The following is a 23492-nucleotide window of genomic DNA, read 5'->3' as shown; positions in this document are numbered from 1 at the left end:
GTTCGACCAGCTCGCGACTGGTCGAGCTTCCAGGGGAGATCGCCCGCGGAGTGTCTGCAGCACCTCGGAGCAACCAGGGCAATCATAAGGCCGGCAGGGGTGATGCGACGAGAAATGGTGCCGGCCTCCCCCGATGGGGTGGGGCCGTTTCTGGTCCCGGCTAGGAATTGCGGAGCCAGCGTTCTCGCAGCAGGGTCGCGTCGTCGCGCAGAGCGGGAGGGAAACCGTGCTCGATGGCCCACGCAACGGCCTGCGACCGACGCGTCACATCGATCTTGCGATAGAGGGCGCGCACGGTCGACTTGATCGTGTTGATGCTGACCTGTCGCCTTCGGGCGACCTCGTGGTTGCTGAGACCCTGCGCGATGAGCCCGAGCACCTCTGACTCGACCCGGCTGAGACCCTCTCTGCCGCCCGGCCAAGCCCCTCCCGATCGACCGTCGCACGCGTAGACCCGTTGACCGGCGGCCGCCTGGGAGATCGCTGCGGTGAGTTGCTGAGCATTCGATCCTTTCCACACTGCTCCGCAGGCGCCTGCGAGCACGGCACTGCGTGTGGCCGCCGAGCTCAAGTCCCAGGTGAACGCCAGGACCTTGACGCCGCGGTGGGTGAGCGCGGAGATGTCGACGGCGGTGGCTGCTTCCTGGGCCGGATCGAGGAGCAGGACGTCGACGCGTCCGAGCGGAGACGCGCCATCGTGCACGTCGATCACCTTGACATGGTCCTCATGCGCCAGAAGGGCGGCGAAACCCGCGGTCACGATGGGATCGTCGTGCGCGATGGCGGTGCGGACGGGGCGAATCCGGGGGTCGTCCATGGTCACCGGAGCCTAGGGGAACCCGGATGCCGGCCGTCCTCATGCCAAAGGGTGAGAGGCCGAACTCCGCCGCCCGGCGTGGGAGTTCCGAGCGGCGGAGCCGAGGCGGATTCCCGGGCTGCACCAGCAGAACGGGGCTGCCCGGCGAATGTCCCTAGGTGTCGGCCCCGTTGTGCCTGCAGCACCCCGAAAGGCCGACCACACGACCGTAGATCGATCACGTCGACTCCGTCCTGAAAACGAAGATTCTTGTCGCCGATGGCGCCTGGGGACATGAATCGCCGAGGCCCGAGACCTCGGCGATTCCGGAGCTGGCCCGTCCCCTCAACGCCCCCGCATGGCCTGACTCCGCTCTCCTGTGATGTGGGAGACAGGAGAACTGCCTAGTTAACGCCTGCTCGACGGCCAGGGTTATCGGTGCGAGCGGCTGGTCTGGACCGATCGTGTGGTGACGGTGGGCCCGCCGCGCACCTTGAAGGGTGGGACGTGGCGGGCGCAAGCTCTTCTTGGGCAGCCTGACTCAGTCGTTATGCCACGGCGAGGCACGCTGCGTCTGCAGGCGCCAGCGGGCCAAGGTGGGAATCAGCAACCCACCCACCTGGAGTCGCAGTTTTCTCGTACGGATATCTCGGCGCATCCCGGTGCCCGGTGTGGTGGTCGGTTCGGTCCGGGTCGTTCTTGACGGTGTCAGCCTCAAGGCGGCATGCCGGCCGGGGACTAGGGGATGAGGAGCGGGCGGATGACGGTGAGCATGGGTTCGACTCACGAGCCCGGGCCGCATTGCTCATGATGCTTGCTGGTCTGCGTAGGGGCAGGTGGGCTGGGTACGGCTGAACCCGACCAGTTCGACACACGGAGGTATCGATGCCTGATCTGCGCGCGATCGTCCTCGACTGCACGCTCAAGAAGTCACCCACTCCCTCGAGCTCGATGCTGCTTGCCCAACAGGTGCTCGATGCGCTCGGCACCCATGGGGTGCCAGGCGACATCGTCCGGATCGTCGACCACGACGTCCGTTTCGGGGTGACGAACGACGAGGGGGACGGTGACGCCTGGCCGCAGATCCGCGAGCGGTTGCTGGCGGCGGACATCGTGGTGATCTCCACCCCGATCTGGATGGGCCAACCTTCCTCAGTGTGCAAGATGGTCCTGGAGCGACTCGACGCGGAGTTGGGAGAGGCCGACGACGATGGGCACTACCCGACCACGGGCAAGGTTGCCGCGGTCGCCGTCGTCGGGAACGAGGACGGCGCCCACCACACAGTCGCCGAGTGCCTCCAGGCCCTCAACGATGTGGGCTTCACGATTCCCGCGAACGCCAGCACCTACTGGGTCGGCGAGGCCATGCAGGACACCGACTTCAACGATCTCGACGAGACGCCCGAGGCTACCGACGGCACCACTCGCACGCTCGCGGCGTACGCCGTCCACCTCGCCGGTCTGCTCCGCTCCGCGGTCTACCCGCCAGCTCCGTAGCCGGTCGGACTCCGTGAGCGCCCATCGGCGTGAGCCGCCGGCAACGTTCCCCAACTCCTGATGCCGTCGATGGATCGCCCTGGGGTCGGCATCGCCCATGGTGTGATCGCGGGCGACCAGTTTGTCGATGAACGCAGCATGCTCTGGTTGAGCGTGGGCGAGGGCTGGCTGATGGGTTGAAGCGCTCAGGTCGCCGGCACGGGCTGGTGGCCGCGGGTGACGAGGAAGTATTCCCCGATCATGTCGCCCAGCAGCGTGCCACCGGTGATGTCGCTGGAGACGTGCCCGGCCATGTAGACGCGCGACCAGGCGATCTCGTCCTGCCACCAGCGGTACTCGCCGGCTCGGTACGGCGCGAGGCCGGCGAGGTATGTCGCTGACGCGGCACCCGACGTCGCATGCCGCGAGGGGTAGGAGCAGGGGCACACGTCCCCGGGGGCGACCACGTGGTCGGTACGCAGTGACGGGTCCATGACGTACGGCGCGGACTGCTGGTACTTCGCGCCGAGAGTGTCGGCGACGGTCTTGGACATGGACAGCATCGCGTCCACGTCGTTCTTGGCGGCATCGCCCGACGAGACGGGCATCAGCTCGGCCTGATCGTGGGCTGCGAGCTTCCATACGTCCTTCTTGCCGTAGGCCTCAAGCCAGGTCGCGGCCGCGATCCCAGCGGTGGTCCGGGTCGGGGCGATCCGCTGGACCTGCTTGATCTCCTGTGCCCGAACCGCGCTGGTGGGCGGTCCGGGCAGGTTCGCCTCGAGCCAGGAGACGAACCCGGCATCGTCCGCGGTCGCGTCGTGCTGGCTCCACCAACCGGCCATCAGGTGCTCGGCGGTCGGCTGCTGCTGGGCGATCTTCTGCCCGATCGGGGCGATGTCGGCGTCGGGGAAGAGCGGCGGCGGCGGGGCGGCCTCGATCCGGTCCTTGGCGGTGGTGTCCACGATGGAGGAGTAGGCCCAGGGCGAGATCGCACCCGCGAGAACGGTGAGCACGGCCACGACGGCGATGGCGACGAACGCCCGGGACCGGGCGGTGCGAGGCGCGCGGGTGCGGGTGCGCGATGCACGGGTCATGCGACAGCCTCCTGGGCGTGCAGCTGACGGCCACGCAGGCGGCGGACGTCGTTGTCGGGGATGTCGTCGCGCAGCAGCGAGGCGGCGGAGACGTACTTGGAGAAGGAGCGTGGACGGGCGCCGAGGGAGCCGAGCAGGGCGTCGGCCGGTGAGGGGCGCAGGCCGCCCTTGGTTTCGACGAGGACCCAGCCCTCGTCGACCCAGACCCGGCCGTTGTCGAGCGAGCACTCAACGCCGAGGTCCAGCGTCACGCGCAGGTGGGCTGCGGTGTCGGCGAGGGTGACCCGGGTGTAGTCGACGCGCATCGACGGAACCAGCGTGGCGACGTCGATGTCGAGCCCGTGGTCGTCGAGCACCTGGGTCACAAAGGCGGACTCGTCGGTTCCGAGGCGTCCGTGGCGACCGGGCTCGCTGAGGCGCACAGTCTTCTCGGTGATGCCGCGCCCGTCGCGGGTCTTGACCTCGAAACGGCACAGCTGGTCCTCGACGTAGAGGCGGCTGCGCACCTTCCAGCGGCGTCGACGTTGCTGGACGTGGTCGCGGCAGGCGTCGAGGCGCAGGGTGTCGAAGTAGACCGAGGAGTACGTCGTGCTGTCGCGGCCGTCGATCCCGAGGACCCGGAAGGAGGCGGGCAGGCGACCGAGGAAGGCCTCGGCGACGCAGCGGTCGACGAGGTACTTCCGGTCGACCCGGGTCATCCGGGCGGCCTCCTCGACGACCTCGTCGAGTCCGACGCGGTCCCGGCCGTGGAGTTCGAGCGGGACAGGGGCGAGGGTGCTGTCAGTGGGCATCGGTCGCCCCGCTCTCGGCCGCGTCGGCCCGGTTGCTCGCACTCTGGGCGTCGGTCCAGCTCCACCAGCCGTCGTCCACGGCGTACCGGACCGACACGCGGGTGGTCTCGCGGACGAAGTCGACGTCGTCCACGCTCAGGCTGATCGGCTCGACGGCGAGCCGGTCGCGCACCAGTGCCATGGCCGCATCGGTGTCGGTGACGGCCCGGTCGAGGGTGACGCGCATGATCCGGGTCGGCTGGGTGGATCGCGAGTCGTCGGTGAGCCAGATGGCGGCCAGCAAGACGATGTCGAGAGCGATCACCAGCATGAGGTTGCGTTCGGGCAGTCCGTTGATCAGGGCCAGGATCAGCGCGACGAAGGTGTAGGCGACGTCCTTGAGCGTGAAGGCCGTGCTGCGTAGCCGGACCAGGCTGAGCAGCCCGAAGAGCCCGAAGCCGATGCCGGTGGGGAAGCTGCCGGAGCCGATCGCGGAGACGGCGGCGAAGAGCCCGATGTTGAGGGCGGTGAAGACGAGGATCATCTCGGGGGCGGCGACTCGTCGGCGGTAGAGCACGCCTACAAGGAGCAGCATGGACAAAACGTCGAGGCCGAGTCGGGCGGGTCCGCCGAGGTGGCCGAGCACGGCCGACAGCACGGTCTGGAGCATGGTGGTCCTTTCGCGGGGAGTGCGTAAAGGACGCTAGGGAGAGGACATGAAGTTTGGATGAATGATCGCTACCTGGCGCTGTCGCTCAGTTCGGCCAAGACGTCCGACAGGCGCATCTCGGTGCTCGTCACGGCACGGCTTCGCCCGTTGTCAGCTACGACCCAGACCAGTGGACTCGGCGCGCAAGACTCGCCCAGTCTGGGTAGGAAGTACCAACCGGTCGCTGCACGGTCGGGGGTGTACCCGCCTGAAGCGCCTCGTCGCGCCAGAACCGTTCGAGCGTCGTCCTCGCTGAGAGGGACGGGCTCTTGCCGCCTCGAGGTGTCATGGGGGTGTGGTGCCGGAGGGGATGCATACTCGAAGGTGGCCCCGTCTTGTGCTTGGCGGGCATCTGGGTGCGATGTCGGTTCGTGCCCTGGGGGCGCTGTGCACCGCGCTGTTCGCAGACACGGAGTAGTTGCCCGCTGGTCACGGTCAGTTGATCGCATAGAGCGGGTCCGTCGTAACCGTCGGGTCGTCCTGATCCACGCTAGGGGGAGCATCTTCGATCTCCGATCAACGAGGGGTGCCTCGAGGCCTGATCGTCGCCGGGTGTCGTTTCAATGGCGTTTCCACTCAACGAACGGACGACGAAGTCCGGACTGTCAGGGCGCAGACCCGACAGCGCGGGTCGGGGGCCCACTTGATGGAATTTGCTCGCCCCCATCTGCCTAGGGAGCCTGCGTGGCCCTGCGCATAGGTTGGATGGTCTGTGCAAAGGCTAGCGTCCTCGGCTACGAACCGGTGCCGCAGGAGACCTGGCCCGAGTAGGGCAGGCAGGCACTTGGGACGGGCAACACTGTCGCCGTCGCGGGCGACGAGGTTACCTCCGCCCTCGAGGTCGAACCCGGCCTCCCGAGACCTGTAGGTTGGCTCGCCGCGCTCGTCGCTCGTCGTGGTGGTTGGACACCGCCTCGCCGTCGGGGGATTGATGACGAGGCGGTGCGGGACCGAACGTACACGCGCTCGGCGGACTACCTGTGCCGCGTTAGCTCATGGCCATCCGAACTCTGCACCCAACGTCGTGACTGCGGCGCTTGCGCCTCACTTGGAACGCTGTCACTCAGTTCTACTGCTGCTCGGGCGATCACACGGATTCCGGGGCAGAACCGGACCAGGCCCGTCGACTCGCTCTCCTGGTCCGACGTCATGTGGCGAACGGGCCGACGGCTGATGCCGACGTCGTGTCACCTGCTGATTGAGTTTGGAATGTTGGCGAGTCGCTTGACCGTCAGCAGGCCTGCTGGTGTGCCTGGCCAGTGTCGCTCAAGCGCTTCGTTGCCAGCGATCCTGGCGACTGATCGCAGTGCCAGGGCGAGGACGATGGCGTCGTCGGCGTACCCGATCACGGGGATGAAGTCGGGGACGAGGTCGATGGGGAACACCAAGTAACCCATGAGGATCGCGAGCCGGACGCGGACGCCTCGCGGCAGCGTGCGATCCGAGGCGAGCCTACGAACTAAGACGAGGACGTCGGGCAGGAGACGAAGGACGTCGCTGAAACGGGTGGGATTGTCCTGCTTGCGCCCGAGGTAATACAGGCAACCCACCAGTCCCGTCCACACGAGCGCCAGTCCGGCAACCACACCGATGACAGACTGCCACCACATCAGCTACTCATTTCTCCGAGCGTCGCGCTGAAGCGTCAGCTCGTCCTGGAACGTTGGTCACCGTCCAGCGAGTGACATCGCTCGATGAGACGCTCTCACAGCTGGCCGTAGCGAGGATGGTATCGGCCTGGCTCGCGCCGGCGTCCTGGCCGGGCACGCTGTGCCCATCGCCGGTGAGGACCTTGACAACCTGAATTCACGCGGCGGTCACCGGTTGGCCGTTGGTTACGACCGAGATGGCTGCGCAACCTGCTTAGCGTCCGCGGCGGCGGTGACTCGCACCGCTCTCCTCCTGTGAAGGACGCACATGTCTGTTTCGAAGTCGAAGCGCTCGGCCGGCGTGGCCGTGGTGCTGCTCGCCGGGATCAGTGGCTCGGCGCTCGCGGCCGCGAGCACGACCGCCGAGGCAGCCTCGGGTCACGACAACTCGGGGCGCATCAAGAACGTCATCTACCTCCTGGGCGACGGGATGGGCAGGACCCACGTGACCGCGGCCCGCGAGCGCTACTACGGAGCGAACGGCCACCTGGTCATGGAGACCCTGCCGTCGACCGGACAGGTGTCGACGTACGCCGTGAACAAGAAGTCCGGCCAGCCCGGCGAGAGCGACTTCTCCCCGAACCTCGTGACGGACTCGGCCTCCGCGGCGACCGCGTGGTCCTCCGGGGTCAAGACCTACAACGCCGCGCTGGGTGTCGATGCCAAGGGCAACACGGTCCCGACCCTGATGGAGCTGGCCAAGAACGACGGCTTCCGCACGGGCAACGTGTCGACCGCCGAGATCACCGACGCGACCCCGGCCGGCCAGATGAGCCACGCCCTCGCACGCGGCTGCCAGGGACCGACGTACTCCGCGGCGGCCTGCCAGGACCCGGCCGTGACCGGCGCCCCGCTGCCGACCTCGGACGTGCGGGTCACGCCGATCGCCGACCAGATCGCGCGCAACGGCACGGCCGACGTGATCCTCGGCGGCGGTCTCGCCCGCTTCGACGCGGACGACGAGGCGGCGCTGCGCGACCAGGGCTACACGGTCCTCGGCTCGCCCGCCACGCAGACCGTCGCGACCAAGAGCGATCTTGCTGCCGCTCGGGGCAGCAAGGTCTTCGGCCTCTTCAACAAGGGCAACCTGACGGTCGAGAAGTTCAAGCGTGAGCACCCGGACGCGGCCCAGGCCCAGGAGCCGACGCTCCCGACCATGACGAGCAAGGCCATCGAGCTCCTCTCGGCGAAGGCCCGGGGCGGCAAGGGGTTCTACCTCCAGGTCGAGGGCGCCCTGATCGACAAGCGGTCGCACGCCAACGACGCGGCGCAGACGCTCGAGGAGACCAAGGCGTTCGACGACGCCGTCAAGGTCGCGCTCGACTTCGCGAAGAAGGACGGCCACACGCTGGTGATCGTCACCGCCGACCACGAGTGCGCGGGCTTCAACATCATCGAGAAGGGCACCTACACGAACGCCGAGGCCGCCGTGCCGCCGGCCAACGTCGACGCGGGCAACCCGGCGAACAGCTCCACGCCGTCGCGGCCCACGAGCGGCGCCAAGGACCCGGCGCGTTCCAGCGGCATCGTCAACGGGTCCGGATCGGCCGACCCGAAGAACTTCGGGCCCGCCACCTTCCGGACGCCCGACGACGCGGCGGGCGTGCAGGACGGGTCGCCCGAGGCAAGCCTCTGGCTGACCTACCTCTCGGGCAACCACACCGGTGCCGACGTGCCGATCTTCTCGTACGGCGCGGGCTCCGAGCAGCTGCAGGGCAGCGTCGACAACACCGACCTCTTCGACGTCGTCGGAGCGGCCCTGGGTGTCACGGGCTGACGCCGGACCCGCCCAACCAACCCGCCGTACGCCGGCCCGCTCAGCAGCGGGCCGGCGTGCGGCCCCTGAGGAGTGACCATGACGCCCAGCCCCCGATGGACCCTGGCCGCCGTCGCCGTGGCGGCCCTGCTCGTCGGCTTCGTCGTCACGCGGGTCGCGGCCGACGACCGTGGCCCCGGTGAGCGTCGCCAGCAGGTGGTGAGCGCGGGAGAGGTGCCCGGTGACGGGGCGCGCACGGCGCTCCCCGGGCTGGCGCCCGCGACCGGCGAGCCGACCCTGCCGGGCTTCGACACGGCGCGCCCGGCCGCCGGCGCGGTCGCGCGGGTCGCCGGCCCCTTCGACGACCGGTACACCTGGTCGGGCCTCCGGCTCGGGGACGGCCGCGTCAGTGGGGACCTGACCGTGACCAGCGACGTCAGCGACCTGCTCGAGCTGGAGGTCGTCGTCGGCTTCTACGACGCTCGCGGGGACCTCCTGGGCACCCGGAGGGCCGTGCGCCACCACACCCTGCACCAGGACAGGGCCGGTGCTCCCGACGAGACCCAGCACGTGGTCGTGGGCGTGCCGGGTGGCCTCCGCGGAGCCGTCGTGGCGGCGGCCGTCGGCGTCCCCGTGCTCGTCAACGAGTGATCGTGCCGACCTCCTCCGAGCGGGCCGGCCCGGCATGTCGGTGACCGGCCGGCCGCGAGCGGGACCGCCCCAGCACCGGTGGCACGAGGGGGAGTGCATGGCCTGCGGGCTGCGCCGACGCGAGCTGTGGGTGCGTGACCGGCGCAGCCGCGGCGTGCTGGCACTCCTGTGGTGGCACCCGACCGTCGGTGGCATCGCGGTGCGTCAGTTCGCCTACATGGTCGGGGAGTCCCCGCCGCCGGGAGTCGAGCTGGAGCTGCTCGAGGACCTGCACCCCGGCGTACCTCAGGGCAGCGAGCCTCCCTGCAGGCCTTGACGGCAGGGATGTCCATCGTTGGTCCAATGATGCAGGCCGAAGGCCTGCCGTGCGCGTGATGTTGGTCTGCGACGCGGGCTGGCCAGCGGCCCAACGGTTCGCCTGGTGACTTCGGAAGCGTCCCGAGACCACGCATGTGTTCGCTGGCACCCGACATGGTTCCAGCCGCGCTGCACCTGATAGGGCCGATGACGAGGGCCTATCGGTGTGGGTCGTCCGACTTTGTGTTGGCACGGTGGGGCTAGGACCGACCGTGCGGTGGACAATTGCGCAGTGGCCGTGAAACGTGCGGGGTGAAGTCGAGGTTCGGCGGACAGGATTTGATGTGCGCTGATGGGCGTCGTGCGTGAACGGGGGATTCGCAGCGGCGAGCTTCACGGCTGGGCTTGAGTCTCGGCGATCGGTAGGAGAACGGTAACGGTCATGGCCTCGGTGTGTTCGCACGCCACCTCGTCCAGCCTGCTCGATACGCCATGCCGCGTGTGGTGGCCAGCGAAGCAGAGGCGCACTTCGCCGCCGGCGCCGAGGACGATGCGCTCGACGAGGGAGAGTCCGAGACCGAACCCCTCACGTGCGCGGGAAACGGCCGCTCGGGTGAAGCGTTGGGTCGCGGTCGCCAACAGGTCGGGATTCATGCCGTCTCCAACGTCGACGACCGCCATGCGACCGAACCCGCCGGTCTGGTCCACGTTCAGCGACACGGGGGGAGCCCCGTGTCGCGCCGCGTTGTCGAGCAGGTTGCCGATCACCTGGTCGACCGCAGCCTCTGACAGCTGGACTCGAACCGGTTCGCCGACCGTCACGGAGAGCCCAGCGTGATCCGACGCCTGGACTAGGGCGTTGCGGCGCTCGACGGCAGCGACTGCGTGCGCCGCCAGGTCGGCGCTGACGTCCCCGGTGCCTTGGTGGCTCCCAGCATTGAGGAGGTGCTCGGTAAGACCAACGAGGCGGAGCACGTCAGTCTCGATCTCGGCGAGCACGCTTTGGTACTCGGTGACCGACCGAAGCCGTCGGCGCGTCAGTTGGAGACGGGTGGTGAGCAGCGTCAGGGGTGTGCGGAGCTCGTGGCTGGCGTCGTTGACGAACTGGCGTTCGCGCTCAAGGGCGCCCTCGAGCGCTGTCAGCATGGTGTTGAGGGTCTCGCCGAGCCGGGTGACCTCGTCGTGTCGATGCGCAGGGACCTCGAGGCGCACGCTCGTGTCGCCGGCGATGATGTCGTCCGCGCGGGCGCGGTAGCGCTCCACCGGGAGGAGTGCGAAGCGGGCGAGCCGCTCCCCGACGACTGCGGTGGCGAGCAGCGCGACGAAGCCCGCGACGCTCAGCTGGACCAGGAGCTCTAGAAGGGCCTCGTCGCGGTGGTTGCGGCGGACCGCGACCACGAGGAAGGCGGCCTGCTGTCGCTCGGCGCCGGGCAGTTGGGTGACGTACACCCGCAGCGGATCTCGGGTCGTGGGGAGCAGGGCACCCACGTTGCGCAGCACCGGCCCTTGGAGTGCCTCGCGAGCCATCGTGGGTGAGACGAGCGCGCGGGTCTGCAGTGTGGGGCTGGCGCTCAGCACGTTTCCGTCCCGGTCGAGGACCTGGTAGAGCTCGCTGTCAACGACGTCGCGGCCTCCGGAGCGGACTTTCCCGTCGGGTCCGATCATCGGCGCGAGCACCCTGGTGTCAGAGGTGAGGTCGCCGTTGAGTTGGCGATCGAGGGCGAAGTGCACGCGCCAGTAGACGAACGCCCCCATGGCGGAGAGCACCAGGAACATGGTGGCAGAAAACCCGGCCACCAGTCGCACCCGAAGCGGTAGCCGGGCCAGCCGGCGTCGCACCGTCATGCCGGGTCGATGCGGTAGCCGGAGCCTCGCAACGTCGTGATCGTGTTGGTCCCAAAGGGGCGGTCGATCTTGGCGCGCACGGAGGCGACGTGGACGTCGATCACGTTGCTCTTCACGTCGGTGTCGCCGTCCCAGACCTCGTCGAGGATCGCGAACCGGGTCACGAGCCGGCCGGCCCGCGAGAGGAGCAGCTGGAGGATGTCGAACTCCCGGGCGGACAGCTCGATCTCGGTGGATCCGCGATGGACGCGACGCGCCTCGGGGTCGAGCACCAGGTCGCCGACCCGCAGCGGTTCGTCGTACTCGTCGCGCGCCCTGCGGTGCAGGGCCCGCAGCCGGGCGATGAGCTCGTCGAGGTCGAAGGGCTTGAGCAGGTAGTCGTCGGCACCGGCTTCTAGCCCGGTGACCCGGTCCGGCACCGTGGTCCGGGCGGTCAGCATCAGGACCGGGGTCCGCACCCCTGCCTCGCGGAGCTTCCGGCACACCGTGACGCCTTCCATGCCGGGAAGCATCCAGTCGAGCAGGAGCACGTCGTACGCCGTGTCGCCGAGCGCCGCGGTGTAGGCCTCGCGCCCGTTCGCGACGACATCGACGTCCCAACCGACCTCCACCAGGGACTGCTCGAGAAGGCTTGCCAGGCGCGGCTCGTCCTCGGCGACGAGCACCTTCACGGGGTCACAATCCTGAACTGAGGCACCCGCCGACGGTACCGCCGGTCCGTGAAGGTCAGGTGAAGTCCTCGGTGCCCGACCGGGCGCGGCGCCGGCGCACCAGCCACCCCGCCAGCAGGGCCAGGGCGACGACTGCGAACAACGCCAGGCCGATATGGGACGACGTACTCGCCGCCTGCCGCCAGCTGCTCCCGCCCAGGTAGCCCAGCAACACCGAGAACGTGCCCCAGGCGACGGCGCCCGCTACGTTGAAGAACAGGAACGTGCGGTATCGCAGGTGCGCCATACCGGCCAGGCCGGGCACCATCACCCGCAAGGCCGCGGTGAAACGGCCCACGAAGACCGCCCGCCCGCCGCGAGCAGCGAGGTAGCGTTCGGCCCGATCGAAGTGCGACTGGTTGATCCAGCGGCCCAGCGTGCCATTGAGGACCCGGCGCCCGTAGCGCCGCCCGACGCCGTAACCGATCGAGTCGCCGACGGCCGCCCCGGTGATCCCGGCCGCCAGGACGGCCGCCAGCGACACCTTGCCCTCGAACGCGAGGACCCCGCCCAGAACCAGGGCAATCTCACCGGGAAAGACGAAGCCGACGAAGGCGGACGACTCCAGTGCAGGCAGAGCGAAGACCAGGACCAGCGCCAACCAGGGGGGCAGGTCGAGGATGTGGGCGGCGGCGTTCTCGATCACCGCGGCGCCGGAGTGCCGGCCGGGGCGGGCCGGCGATCGGCGATGCCCACCAGGCGGCGCAGGGGAGTGCCCGCGAGTCGCCGCACCAGGGCCAGCAGGAGCGGCTTCGTCAGCACGTGACCGATCAGGGTCACCACGGCGCCGAGCGCCAGGCCGGCGACGACGTCACCGGGGAAGTGGGCGCCGACATAGACCCGGGTGAAGGCCATCAGGAGTGCCGCCACCACGGCGACCAGGCCGACACCCGCGAGCGTGCGGTGCGCGAGGAGCACTCCGGCCGCCACGGCCCCCGCCATCACCGCGTGGTCGCTGGGGAAGGAGAAGTCGGAGGTCCGATGCACGAGCACCAGGACGTGGCCGAGCACGGCGTACGGCCGCGGCTCACCGACCAACCGTCCGATCGGCTGGTTGATGGCCAGTGCCAGCAGCATCCCGAGGGGCGCCCAGAGGGACGAGCCAACGGCGCGCTGGTCATCGGCTCGGACCGCCGACCACCAGGACCAGAGCAGCAGGACGGCGAAGAGGACCACGCCGTACGTCGCAAACAAGCGGGCAGGCTCGTGCAGCCAGGGCGTGGTGCGGGCGAGGTCGTTGACGTGGCGGAACAGCGAGGCGTCGTGGAGGAAGGCACCCGCCTGAGCCGGCAACAGGGTCTCCATCGGTCCTCCGTGAGCAGGGGCCGCATCGGGCGGCCGTTCACCGCGACGCTAGGTGTCGCGCATGAAGGGGTGATGAAGGGCGGGCCCTTGCTGTCCTGGGGCCGGGCGACCTTCATGCTGGCTTCATCCGCCGCTCCTAGCGTCGGGTCATGCGCACCGAGGCCACAGCGGCGACTCGTTCGGTGACGCTCGCCGCGCTCGTCGCCGTGCTGCTGCGGCTGCCGTTCACCTGGCGCCCGTCCTACCCGGACGAGGCGGGCTACCTGTTGGTGGCGCGGCACTGGCACGGCGGCGGACCGGGACTCTACGGCAGCCTGTGGGTGGATCGGCCGCCGTTGCTGATCGCCTTCTGGCGTGCGGCCGACGCCCTGGGTGGCGTGGTCGCCGGGCGCGGTCTGGCGATGGTCGCGGTGGTCGTGCTGGTAGCGGCGGCCGGGGCCTCGGGCTGGTCCGTCGGTGGCGTCCGCGGTGCGCGCTGGTCGGCGGCGTCAGCGGCCGTCCTCGCGGCCTCGCCGTTGCTGGGGGCGCCCGAGGTGGACGCCGAGATCCTTGCTGCCCCACTGGTGATGGTCGGCGTGGCGCTGACGCTCCGCGCCGTCCGGCCCGGCGCCGCCGGGTCGCGGGCCGCGGCGTACGCCGTGCTGGCCGGGGTCGCGGCCGTCTCTGCGGTGCTCGTGAAGCAGAATTTCGTCGACGCGCTGGCCTTCCCCGTTGCCCTGGTCGTTGCCGCCGCCGCGCGCCGCGACCTGGCCCCCCGGGTGGCCGCTCGGGTCGTGGTGAGCGGCCTCCTAGGCGCGCTGGTGCCGCTCCTGCTCGTCCTCTGGTGGGTCACCACCGCGTCCGCCGGCACAGGAACCCTGCTGTACACGCTCTACGGCTTCCGGGTCGACGCCAGCCGGGCCATCGACTCCCACAGCCTGTCGGCCCCGGATCGGCGGGCCTGGGGTCTGTGGGGCCTGGTCCTGGTCAGCGGGCTGCTGCCGCTGACGGCGTACGTCGTCGGGCACGTCGTGGTCCGGATCCGTCGGCTGGACCCGGTGCCCGTCGGCATCGCCGCGATGCTGGTCGTCGAGGTGGCCGGCATCGTGCTGGGAGGCAGCTACTGGTCGCACTACCTCGTCGCGCTGGTCCCCTCGGTCGTTCTCGGTGTCGGGTGGCTGGCCGGCCGCGGGAAGCTTCGGGTCACGGTGCTGCTCGTGGGCGCTGTCGCGGTCGCTTGCGTGGTCGGGATGGGCAACCTGCTCGCGCGGCCCGCGAACAACCACGTTGATGCGGCGCTCGTCGGCTACCTGGCCTCGGTCGACCGGCCCGGCGACACCGGCTACGTGGGCTACGGGCACCCGAACATCCTGCTGGACTCGGGACTCCGCCCGGCCTACCCCTACCTGTGGAGCCTCACGCTCCGGGTGCTCGACCCAGACCTCGAACTGCTGACCCGACGGCTGAGCGGCCCGGACGCACCGACCTGGTACGTGCAGGGCACACCCGAGAACTCCTGGGGCATCGACGACAGCGGGATCCTCACGCGGACGCTGGCCGAGCACTACCGCCAGGTGGCGACGGTCTGCGACGTGCCGGTCTATCTCGTCAAGGGCGTGTCGCGCCCGACCGGCGTGTCCAGCGACGACTGCTGAGCTGCGCGCACCACCCTTCATCGTCCCTTCACGCTGGCTCCTGCATCGTGGGTGGATCGAGCCAACCCCCGGACGAGAGCGAGCGCGCGTGACCACCTCGACGAGCCGGGTCGCACCGACGACCCTCGACGCCGAGGGCCACGCCAGCGACCCGTGGCCGCCCTGGGTCGTGCGCCTCTGGGTCGTTGCGGCGGTCTTCGCCGCCGTCGCCCTCACCCGTTCGTACGCCGTGGGGATCCCGCTGCGTGACCCGCACGGTGCGATCCTGCTCTCCCGCCTCGGCATCTCGCTGGGGCTCTTTGTCGTGCTGTCCCTGGTCGACGCCGCGCTCCGGGTCTGCCGTCGGGGGTGGACGGCCCGGCGGACCCTCGACGTGCTCCGGACCCGGTGGAACCGGGAGCGGCTGGTCCTAGTCGCGAGCGCGCTCCTGGCCTACCACCTGGTCTACTTCTGCTACCACAACCTCAAGAGCTCGGACGTCCTGCGGGCACCGCGGGACGCGATGCTCCTGGGCTGGGACCGCTGGCTGTTCCTCGGCCACAGCCCGGCCGTGCTGTTGCACGACCTGCTCGGCCAGCACGTCGCGGCCTACGTCCTGATGGTGGTCTACGAGTCCTTCTCGTGGCTCGCCACGGTGTCCTTCGTCGCCGCGATCACGCTGACCACCCGAGTCCGGGACGGCTACGTCTTCATCGCGTCGGCCGTCTGGGTGTGGATCCTGGGGGTGGGGTCCTACTACCTGATCCCGTCGCTCGGGCCGTTCCACTCGGCCCCGCAGGACTTCGCCGGGCTGCCGCACACGATGATCCAGGACACCCAGGCGCGGTACGTCGCCCAGCGCGCCCACCTGCTGGCGCACCCCGCCGCGAGCGACTCGTTCGCGCAGATCTCGGCGTTCGCGAGCCTGCACGTCGCGGTGACGACGGTGCTCCTGCTGATGGCCCGCTACTACGGGCTGCGCCGGACGGCCAGGGCGATGACGGTCTTCCTGGGGGGCACCCTGCTCGCCACCGTCTACCTCGGCTGGCACTTCGCCGTCGACGACCTAGCGGGCCTGGTACTCGCGTTCGTCGCGGTGGGCCTCGGCCGCCTGACGATCTACCCGCGGGGTCGGACGGGACCCGTCGAGGGCCCGCTGCGGCGCGGGCGCGAGGCAGCAGCGGTCCGCTGACCGTCCGGGTCGGGGCACCGCAGGGACGCGAAGATGTCGTCGAGCAGGGGTGCGCCTCCGGGTCGGCCGACCTCCCGGAACCACTCCGTGCCCAGGACCCGGCGAGCGACCGGCCGCGGCAGGCGCAGCAGCAGCGCCAGGGTGCGCACGCCCTCGTCCGCGGAGGCCTGGCTCACGTGGGCCGCCATGGAGGCGAGCTTGGCGTCGAGGTGGCCGCGGACGTCGACGCGGTGCGTCAGGTCCGCGTGTGCGGTATAGGCGCGCGACAGATCAGGCAGCGCGGGGAGGGCGACGAGGCGGGCGATGGCGCGCAGCACCCGGTGCACCGGGAGGAGCAACCGCCGGTCGATCGTCGCCTCGAGCAGCAGCGGCGTACCGGCCAGCGCGGCCGCGCGCGCCGCGACCCGGTGGACCTGGACGTGGTCACGGTGGCCGTAGCCGCCCGCCGGGTCGTAGCCGGTGAGGGCGTCGGCGCCCTCCTCGACCAGGATGGCGGCGAGGCGGTGCGCCGCAAGCTCCACGTGGACATCCGAGAAGCGCTGGGCGTCCGGATCGGGCGGGAACTTCGATCCGTCGGCGTCGTCGACCGAGAATCCCGAGTCGGCGAAGCCGAGGACCTCGACGCGATGGGCGCCGATCGCCGCGACGGACGCCTCGAGCTCCGCGGTCCGCGTCGCGGCCAGACCTTCGGGCGACCCGGCCGACAGCCCCGCCTCGCCCGTCGTCGCGACCACGACCACCACCCGGTGCCCGTCGCGGACGGCGCGCGCCAGGGTGCCCGCCGTCAGCAGGGCCTCGTCGTCCGGGTGGGCGTGGAACGACACGAGCGTGAACCTCGGCGACGGGATGGTCATGAGCGCTGCCCGGCGACGGCCTGGGCGAGGGTCGAACCGACGGCCTCGGTCCCGGCGCGTCGGGCGGCAACGGCGTACGCCGCCAGTGAGGCCGTGCAGGCTGCCGGCCAGTCGAGGCGGGGGACCTCGGCGCGGTTGTGGGCCGTGATCGAGGCGAGCAACGTGGCATCGCCGACGAGTCGGACCAGGGCGGCGACCATGTCGTCGTCGTCATGCGCGAGCAGCCCGTCGACGCCGTCGGTGACGAACTCGCCGACCCCGCCGCGGGTGCTGGCCACCACCGGCAGCCCCGCAGATCGGGCCTCCAGCGCCGCGATGCCGAACGACTCGAGCGTCGCGGGTGCGGCGTACACGGTGGACTCGGCGTAGAGCGACCGGATCTGCTCGCGGTCCAGGCGTCCCCGGACCTCCACCCAGGACGTGGCGTGCCGGGCCAGGTACGCCTCCAGCGCGGGCCGCTGTGGCCCGTCGCCGACGATGACGGCGCGCAGGGGCAGGTCGGCGGGCAAGGTGGCCCTGACCTTGCGGAGCATCCTGGCCAGGGCGAGCGGTCGCTTGCGGCGGGCCAGCCGCATCACGCTCACGATCGTCGGGACGGCCGGCACCGGCGCCGGCTCCGAGCGCCACCATCCGGGATCCACGGCGTTGGGGAGGACGAGGACAGGAACCCGATCCGCGAGGACCGCGCGCACGGGTTCGGCCGCGCTGCGACTGACCGCCGACCAGGCGACTGGCTCGCGGCTCAACCCGAGCAAGAGCGCGCGCATCACGCGCCGGACCGGTCCCTGCCACATCGAGTGCACGGTGACGAGCGTGGGCAGCCCGGCCGCGGCCGCCTGACGGGCCGCACCGACGGTGAACGGCGAGAAGACGGAGACGTGGGCATGCACCACGTCGGGTCGGTACTGGTCGAGGAGTCCGGCCAGGCCGTCGCCGCCGGTGGCCGAGGACAGCAGCAACCGGGCGTCGGGGCGCAGCCTGTGCACCCAGGGGTCGTCGGACTCCGCGTTCGGGCCGGCTGCGGTCGCCGTGACCACGAGGGCGTCGTGGCCGGCGTCTCGCTGCGCCCGGCACAGGTCCCGGACGTGCATCTCGATGCCGCCGATCCGCGGCAGGTAGCAGTCGGTGACGTGGAGGATGCGCATCAGGTCGCCGCGCTCTCGCCGGAGCCGGCGGGGGGCTGCCGGTGAAGCCAGAGCCAACCGACCAGCCCGACACCGCCCACGGGGATCTCGAGCCCGAAGGTGAACGCCCGGTAGAGCACGGTGCCCGCAACAACCCCCAAAGGGTCACCCCCCAGGAGCAGCAGCAGACCGGCGAGACCCACCTCCACGACCCCGGCACCGCCGGGCGTGAGTCCCGCCAGGGTGAGCACCCGCTCGAGGGCGAATCCGGCGAACACGGCCGCGACGGGCAGCCCCGCACCCGAGACGGTGAGGCAGCCCCACAGCAGCACGGCCAGGGTTGCGGTGTAGGCCAGCATGCCGCCGGTCAGCCGCGCCCAGCCCCGCCGGACCACGGAGGCACACTGCTCGCGCACCAGCAGCAGTCGTGCCGCGACGTCCGGGCGCCGGGTCGACCCCACCCGCCGCAGCACGGGCAGCAGGGCCAGATCGGCGATGGCGCCCGCGGCGGCGGTGACGCGTCGACTGAGGAGGGTCACGACGAGCGTCGCGGAGAGCAGCGCCAGGAGCGACGTCGCCACGACCGTCGCGGTGACGATCGGTCCCGCGACGACCTCGCCGTTCGCGAGCAGCCAGGAGAGCGCGATCACCGGCAGGCACAGCTTCACCAGCACGTCCCAGACGTTGGTCACGAGCGTGTACGTCGCGAAGTCACGGGGCCCGAAGCCCCAGGCCCGGACCATCCGGTAGTTCAGGGCGATGCCCGCCGCACCCCCGAGCGGCAGCACGTTCGCCACGGCGCTCCCGGTCAGGCTCAGGGTGAGGGCGCGGCGGTGGGTCAGGCGCGGGAGGGCTGCGGTGAGCGTGAAGGTGTGCAGCACGAGACCGGACGCCCACAGGACACCGAGCAGCGCCAGGTCCCTCCCGGGGACGTGGGCCACGGCCGCGGCGATGGGGCGCCAGTCGATCCCGGAGACGGACGGGAGCGCCACCGCCAGCAGGGCTACGGCCCCGGCGACGACCGCCAGCATCCGGGCGCCATTCACCATCCTGCGGCGGGTCATCGCGCCCCTCCGAGACCGTGCGCGCCCAGCGGACCGGGCGTCAACCCGGCCCCACGGATGTCAGCGACGATGCCGGGCAGCGCCTCGAGGGTGGCCCGCCACGAGCCGGGTGACGAGGTGCAGTCGCTGTCGTGGAGCAGGACCGTGCCTCCCGGCTGGAGGCGTCGCCCGACCGTGGCCCGGATGGAAGCCGGGCTGGCCGAGCGGCGCCAGTCCGCTCCCCAGGCCGTCCAGAGCACCGGGCTCAGCGACAACCGCCGTGCCGCGGCGAGCCCGGACCAGGTGAGCACGCCGTACGGCGGCCGGTAAAAGGTAGGAGTCACCCGGCACCGGCGTTCGATCTCTCGACAGGTGCGGGCCAGGTCCGGGTACGTCGCTCCGGGCCCGCGCAACGCCAGTGGGCGGTGGTCCCACCCGTGCACCCCGATCTCGTGGCCGGCCTCGACGAGAGCGAGGCCCATCCAGGGTGCGCGCGTGAGCATCCTCCCCAGCAGGAAGAACGTCGCCCGGACGTCAAGGTCCGCAAGCACGTCCAGGAACGCCGGCGTCGAGGCCGGGTCCGGACCGTCGTCGAAGGTGATCGCGACCCGCTCCTTCGACCCGACGCCGGAGAGCCGGTCGAGGCCGAGGCGGCGGACCGGCCCGAGCGCCGTGGTGGCAGGAGCCAGGTGCAGGACACCGGCGGCCGCCCCGAGTACGGCCACGGTTCTGGTGGCGCTCATGCCGTCATCAACAGGGGTTGGTCCAGCAGCCCGGCCCAGGGGACGCAGACCGATGGCTCGACGGTCGGACGGTGGCCGAGGGCGAGCAGGAGGGCGGGCACGAGCTCGGCGCGCTCGCGGGCCCAGATGGTCCAGCCGGCTATCTCGAGGGCCTGGCTGTTGGAGTGCCCGTGACCGGGCAACGAGCGGTAGGTGACGACGGGGAGTCCGCACTCCCGGGCCTCCAGGGACGTGAGTCCGCCGGCATTCTGGACCACGATGTCACACGCGTGCATGAGCGAGGCCATGTCGTCGACCCAACCCAGGGTGCGTACGCCCGGGACCTTCTCCAGTCGACGGCGCAGGGCCGCGTTGCTGCCACACACGACCACCGGCGTCACGACACCCGCGGCCAGCAGGTCGTGGACGGTGCGCACGATGTCGCCGACCCCCCAGGACCCCGCCACCACGAGGCCTAATGGGGCTTCCGTCGGGAGACGGAACCGGGAGCGCGCGGTGGCGCGGGACGTCGGGGTCACGGCGGTGAAGGCGGGCGAGACCGCGGGCCCGACGATGCGGACGCCGCGGGCGCCGAGCCGAGCGGCCTGCCGGGCGGGTTCGGCGTGCAGCGCGAGGTGCAGGTCCGCCCCGGGCGCCACCCACAGGGGGTGGACGCTCATGTCGGTGAGGAACGTGACGACGGGGCACCCGAGCAGTCCACGGAGCCTGAGGTCGGCCAGCGACTGGCTGGCGAGGGGATAGGTGGAGACCGCCAGGGTCGGGTCCGGCGCGCAGGCACGCAGCAGCCGCTTGCGGGTCAGGCGCGCCGCGACGCGGGCAGCCCACCGGCGCCCACCGCCGTGCTCGAGACGCGCCAGCAGCCACCCCCACGTGGCGGGTGCGGACCTGAGCTGGATGCGGTAGGCGGCCCGCAGCAGCCCACCGACCCCGCGCGGGAACAGGTCGAGGAAGTCCACCCGGTCGACGGCGTACCCTGCCGCTGCCGCCTGACGGGCGAGCTCGGTTGCGGCACCATCGTGACCGGCGCCCACGCTCGCGGAGACGATCAGGACCCGAGGCACGGCCGGGCGAACGGTGCCGTCCTCCACGGACGAGCCGAGCGGGGCCCGCCGGTCGAGGGGCTGACGGAGGATGGTCATCGGACCCGCATCCGTTCATCCGAGGCGGTGCGGGAGCCCGGCGATACTCGTGCGGGACGGCAGCCGGAGAGCTCGCCCAGGCGCCAGGCGAGGACCCGGGTCACCGCCTCCAGGGCGATCTTCCCCGACATCTTCGACTCACCCGCGTCCCGGTCCATGAACGTGATCGGGAGCTCGGCGATCCGGAGTCCGAGGCGGCTCGCCCTCCAGGTGTTCTCGATCTGGAAGCAGTACCCGTTCGAGGTGCTCTCGACCGCGCCAATGCCGATCAGCGCCTGCCGTCTCCAGGCCTTGAACCCGGCCGTGGCATCGCTCACGGGCAGCCGGAGCACGATCCGGACGTAGCGGTTGCCCGCTCTCGAGACGAGTCGTCGAGACCGCTTCCAATCGTCGACCCGTCCCCCCTCGACGTATCGCGACCCCACGGCGACGTCGTGGTCCACCAGCGCCGCGACCAGGGCGGGGATCTGCTCCGGAGGATGCGAGAGGTCGGCGTCCATCTGCACGATGGCGTCGTAGTCGCGGGCCAGGGCCCAGCCGAACCCGGTCCGGTAGGCCGTGCCGAGGCCCGTCTTGGCACGACCGGTCTCCAGGAACGTGTCCGTGCGATGGCGGGCGTACTCACGTACGCGGTCGCCCGTCCCGTCAGGGCTCCGGTCGTCGACGACGAGCACGTGCACCCCGGGAGCGGACCGGTGGATGCGTTCGAGGACGGCGAGGACGTTCTCGGCCTCGTCGTAGGTCGGGATGACGACGAGGATGGACCGGGGAACGTCCGCTCCCCGCGGGGTCCCCGTGAGGCTCACAGCGTCACGTCCAGGGCCAGGAGCCGCTTGCTGTGGCCGCGGACGGTCACCATGCCCGCCAGGCCAACGGCGCCAGCGGCGACGCTGAGCAAGGTGGCGGTGACCGGTCCGGTCGGGACTGGAAGGGCGCCGAGCGGGCTCAGCGGGTTCAGGATGCTGGCCGCGAACGCCGCGGACATGACCAACCACCAGGCGGCGTTCTGGGTCGCGAGAGCGCGGCGCAGCCGGGGCAGCGTCGAGCGCACCGGGCGGCCGGCGAACTTGCCGGGCGCCCGGCCACCGGTGAAGAAGGTCTTGTAGGTCTCGATGCTGGCGACAGCGAAACCAGCGGCGCCGAGCAGGAGTGCCGGCCAGCTGTGCGTCACGATCGAGAGCGGCAGCGCCCAGGCCGTGGCCACGAGGGGGCTGCGCAGGAACTTCCACCCACTGAAACCCTCGACCGGCGCGTCCTTCCAGGCTCCACCGACCGCGGTCGCCCAGCCGCCAGCACCGCCCACGGTCAGCACCACGAGCCAGGTCGGCGCCGTCGGGGCGACGGCCTGGAGGAGGTGCATAACGAGCAGGCTGAGCGCGACCAACAGGGCAACGACCGATCCCGCCAGGTAGCGGGTCCGCCGGTCGTCGATGGTCCTGCCCCGGATGCCCAGTCTCATGGGGATCGTGTACGCGGACTGGTCGTCCTCCCGCACGATGCTCTTCCACCACTCGGTCGCAAGCCGTTCGAGGGCGTAGGTGACCCCGATCAGGGTGACGGCCGATCTCGGGGAGGTGACCGGGAGCCAGAGCGCCACGAGTCCCGCGACGGCCGCCCCCAGCAGGAGGCTGCGTGCGTAGCTGCGCCAACGGAAGCCCTCGAAGGGGGCGTCCTTGAATCCGCCCCAGCTGGCGGCATGCAGGGCGGCGAAGGCCCCGAGGGCCAGGGCAATGAGGGCAGGGGTCATGAGGGGCTCCTGGTAGCGAGGCTTTGGGCAGGGTGGAGATCGGGGTCGGCAGCAGGGGGAGGGAGTGCGTCCTGGTCGGGTGCCGGGTGGGCGCGCTCCTCGACCCGGGCGAGCTGACGGACCCCCCAGCTGATGGCGAACAGCCCCAGGCACTGGGCGGCGAGGCCAGCGGGAGAGAGTCCCGGGCGCTCCCCGAGGACGATGCCGGCGAAAGCCAGGGCGACCAGCACATCGACGACGTTCAGCACCGGCATCGACACCGACAGGCGAGTGGTCTGGTACGCGCGCTGGTTGAGGGCCACGGCCCACAGCCCCGCGAGGAGCATGGCCGTCATCGGCCAGGCGACGGACAGCGCTCCCGCATGGTGCGATGCGGCGACCAGGACCAGCTTGATCATGGCCGCCACGAGTCCGAAGAGAATGCCCGCGGCGGTGCCGAGCCACAGGCCGCGACCCTCGGGCGTGGCCGCCTGGGCACCGCGGCGAGTGGACACGGCGGCGACCACGGCCAGGACTCCTGTCACCAGCGGCGCATGGGCCGGCAGGTGGGTGGACTCGGGGGCGCCCGTGCCTGCGATGAAGACGACCAACCCCGACCACGTGAGCGCGACCCAGCCCAGCTCGCGTCGCGACGGCCACCGGCGATCGAGTGCCGAACGGAAGAGCACGGCGAAGACGACCCCGCTGATGATCACCGGCTGCACCAGTGAGAGGGGCCCGCTGCCCAGTGCCCAGGCGTGCAGGCCGAACGCCAGGACACTGAGACAGATGCCGACCAGCCACTCGCGGCGTCGTAGGAGTCGGCCCAACAGGCGCCCGGGGGCGACATCGGCGAGGGCCGTCGCCGCCCGGTGCTGCAACGAGGTCGACAACCCGAACGTCAGGGCGGAGCAGAGGGCCAGGCTAACGGCCACCATGGCAACGTGTGTCATCGCTGGGCCTTCCTTGCGCACGACGTGTGCTCGCGCTCGCGAACACC

The 23492-nt window shown here is 70.9% G+C and carries 23 protein-coding genes; 6 read left to right on the top strand and 17 right to left on the bottom strand.

All coding sequences use genetic code 11. The features are described 5' to 3' along the window. Window positions 1-160 precede the first annotated feature (160 nt). Window positions 161-817 carry a response regulator transcription factor gene (locus H5V45_RS20790; protein ID WP_185254990.1) on the bottom strand — a complete coding sequence of 219 codons (657 nt, stop codon included), beginning with the start codon at window positions 815-817 and terminating at the stop codon, window positions 161-163. A gap of 864 nt (window positions 818-1681) precedes the next feature. On the opposite strand from H5V45_RS20790, the gene H5V45_RS20785 reads away from it, so the two are divergent. Then, window positions 1682-2293, top strand: coding sequence for a flavodoxin family protein (locus H5V45_RS20785; protein WP_185254989.1), 612 nt, complete (start codon window positions 1682-1684; stop codon window positions 2291-2293). A gap of 185 nt (window positions 2294-2478) precedes the next feature. Here H5V45_RS20785 and H5V45_RS20780 read toward each other — a convergent pair whose 3' ends face one another. From H5V45_RS20780 to H5V45_RS20765, 4 genes are all read right to left on the bottom strand, one after another. Then, window positions 2479-3366 (bottom strand): phosphatase PAP2 family protein, encoded by an 888-nt coding sequence (locus tag H5V45_RS20780; protein WP_185254988.1) that lies wholly within the window; start codon window positions 3364-3366, stop codon window positions 2479-2481. Beyond that, window positions 3363-4157, bottom strand: a complete 795-nt coding sequence (locus H5V45_RS20775) for a VTC domain-containing protein (protein ID WP_185254987.1) — start codon at window positions 4155-4157, stop codon at window positions 3363-3365. Before H5V45_RS20775 ends, H5V45_RS20780 begins: the two co-directional genes overlap by 4 nt. After that, window positions 4147-4806 (bottom strand): DUF4956 domain-containing protein, encoded by a 660-nt coding sequence (locus H5V45_RS20770; RefSeq protein WP_185254986.1) that lies wholly within the window; start codon window positions 4804-4806, stop codon window positions 4147-4149. The genes H5V45_RS20775 and H5V45_RS20770 overlap by 11 nt, the downstream gene beginning before the upstream one ends. Window positions 4807-6032: 1226 nt before the next feature. Continuing rightward, window positions 6033-6455 carry a YkvA family protein gene (locus H5V45_RS20765; protein WP_185254985.1) on the bottom strand — a complete coding sequence of 141 codons (423 nt, stop codon included), beginning with the start codon at window positions 6453-6455 and terminating at the stop codon, window positions 6033-6035. Window positions 6456-6762: 307 nt separating this feature from the next. Here H5V45_RS20765 and H5V45_RS20760 point away from each other — a divergent pair, with 307 nt between their 5' ends. From H5V45_RS20760 to H5V45_RS20750, 3 genes are all read left to right on the top strand, one after another. Beyond that, a complete protein-coding gene (locus H5V45_RS20760) occupies window positions 6763-8271 on the top strand; it encodes an alkaline phosphatase (RefSeq protein WP_185254984.1) in 1509 nt (502 codons plus the stop codon). A 78-nt stretch (window positions 8272-8349) separates the two neighbouring features. Then, complete coding sequence (locus H5V45_RS20755; protein ID WP_185254983.1) at window positions 8350-8901, top strand: hypothetical protein; 552 nt, start codon at window positions 8350-8352, stop codon at window positions 8899-8901. Between the two features lie 97 nt (window positions 8902-8998). Next, on the top strand, window positions 8999-9217 hold the full coding sequence (locus tag H5V45_RS20750) for a hypothetical protein (protein ID WP_185254982.1): 219 nt from the start codon (window positions 8999-9001) through the stop codon (window positions 9215-9217). 374 nt (window positions 9218-9591) lie between these two features. Here H5V45_RS20750 and H5V45_RS20745 read toward each other — a convergent pair whose 3' ends face one another. The 4 genes from H5V45_RS20745 to H5V45_RS20730 form a co-directional block, all read right to left on the bottom strand. Further along, on the bottom strand, window positions 9592-10974 hold the full coding sequence (locus H5V45_RS20745) for an ATP-binding protein (protein WP_246416630.1): 1383 nt from the start codon (window positions 10972-10974) through the stop codon (window positions 9592-9594). Between the two features lie 65 nt (window positions 10975-11039). Further along, entirely contained in the window at window positions 11040-11714 is a 675-nt protein-coding gene (locus H5V45_RS22800; protein WP_185254980.1) for a response regulator, read from the bottom strand. A gap of 55 nt (window positions 11715-11769) precedes the next feature. Continuing rightward, a complete protein-coding gene (locus tag H5V45_RS20735) occupies window positions 11770-12399 on the bottom strand; it encodes a DedA family protein (RefSeq protein ID WP_343061675.1) in 630 nt (209 codons plus the stop codon). Next, complete coding sequence (locus tag H5V45_RS20730; RefSeq protein ID WP_185254979.1) at window positions 12396-13058, bottom strand: phosphatase PAP2 family protein; 663 nt, start codon at window positions 13056-13058, stop codon at window positions 12396-12398. The genes H5V45_RS20735 and H5V45_RS20730 overlap by 4 nt, the downstream gene beginning before the upstream one ends. 149 nt (window positions 13059-13207) lie before the next feature. Here H5V45_RS20730 and H5V45_RS20725 point away from each other — a divergent pair, with 149 nt between their 5' ends. Beyond that, window positions 13208-14692, top strand: coding sequence for a hypothetical protein (locus H5V45_RS20725; protein ID WP_185254978.1), 1485 nt, complete (start codon window positions 13208-13210; stop codon window positions 14690-14692). Between the two features lie 88 nt (window positions 14693-14780). Continuing rightward, on the top strand, window positions 14781-15863 hold the full coding sequence (locus tag H5V45_RS22795) for a phosphatase PAP2 family protein (protein ID WP_343061674.1): 1083 nt from the start codon (window positions 14781-14783) through the stop codon (window positions 15861-15863). Here the strand turns inward: H5V45_RS22795 and H5V45_RS20715 are convergent. Genes H5V45_RS20715 through H5V45_RS20680 form a run of 8 tightly spaced genes read right to left on the bottom strand, consistent with a single transcriptional unit; the run spans window position 15791 to window position 23430 of the window. Continuing rightward, on the bottom strand, window positions 15791-16687 hold the full coding sequence (locus tag H5V45_RS20715; protein WP_343061673.1) for a PIG-L deacetylase family protein: 897 nt from the start codon (window positions 16685-16687) through the stop codon (window positions 15791-15793). The two genes, H5V45_RS22795 and H5V45_RS20715, sit on opposite strands and share 73 nt — an antisense overlap. A gap of 26 nt (window positions 16688-16713) precedes the next feature. Next, window positions 16714-17862: a glycosyltransferase family 4 protein gene (locus tag H5V45_RS20710; protein ID WP_185254976.1), complete on the bottom strand. Its 1149-nt coding sequence runs from the start codon at window positions 17860-17862 to the stop codon at window positions 16714-16716. Continuing rightward, on the bottom strand, window positions 17862-18905 hold the full coding sequence (locus tag H5V45_RS20705) for a lysylphosphatidylglycerol synthase domain-containing protein (RefSeq protein WP_185254975.1): 1044 nt from the start codon (window positions 18903-18905) through the stop codon (window positions 17862-17864). The genes H5V45_RS20710 and H5V45_RS20705 overlap by 1 nt, the downstream gene beginning before the upstream one ends. Beyond that, window positions 18902-19627, bottom strand: coding sequence for a polysaccharide deacetylase family protein (locus tag H5V45_RS20700; RefSeq protein ID WP_185254974.1), 726 nt, complete (start codon window positions 19625-19627; stop codon window positions 18902-18904). The genes H5V45_RS20705 and H5V45_RS20700 overlap by 4 nt, the downstream gene beginning before the upstream one ends. Then, a complete protein-coding gene (locus H5V45_RS20695) occupies window positions 19624-20766 on the bottom strand; it encodes a glycosyltransferase (protein ID WP_185254973.1) in 1143 nt (380 codons plus the stop codon). Before H5V45_RS20695 ends, H5V45_RS20700 begins: the two co-directional genes overlap by 4 nt. After that, the gene (locus H5V45_RS20690) at window positions 20763-21572 is read right to left on the bottom strand and encodes a polyprenol monophosphomannose synthase (protein ID WP_343061672.1); all 810 of its coding nucleotides are present in this window, start codon (window positions 21570-21572) and stop codon (window positions 20763-20765) included. The genes H5V45_RS20695 and H5V45_RS20690 overlap by 4 nt, the downstream gene beginning before the upstream one ends. Beyond that, window positions 21569-22513, bottom strand: coding sequence for a hypothetical protein (locus tag H5V45_RS22130; protein ID WP_185254972.1), 945 nt, complete (start codon window positions 22511-22513; stop codon window positions 21569-21571). Before H5V45_RS22130 ends, H5V45_RS20690 begins: the two co-directional genes overlap by 4 nt. After that, window positions 22510-23430 (bottom strand): DMT family transporter, encoded by a 921-nt coding sequence (locus tag H5V45_RS20680; RefSeq protein WP_185254971.1) that lies wholly within the window; start codon window positions 23428-23430, stop codon window positions 22510-22512. Before H5V45_RS20680 ends, H5V45_RS22130 begins: the two co-directional genes overlap by 4 nt. Window positions 23431-23492: the final 62 nt, after the last annotated feature.

The organism is Nocardioides luti (assembly GCF_014212315.1).
In the GTDB taxonomy this organism is placed as follows: Bacteria; Actinomycetota; Actinomycetes; order Propionibacteriales; family Nocardioidaceae; genus Nocardioides; species Nocardioides luti.
This window is presented reverse-complemented; position numbering and strand designations above follow the sequence as displayed.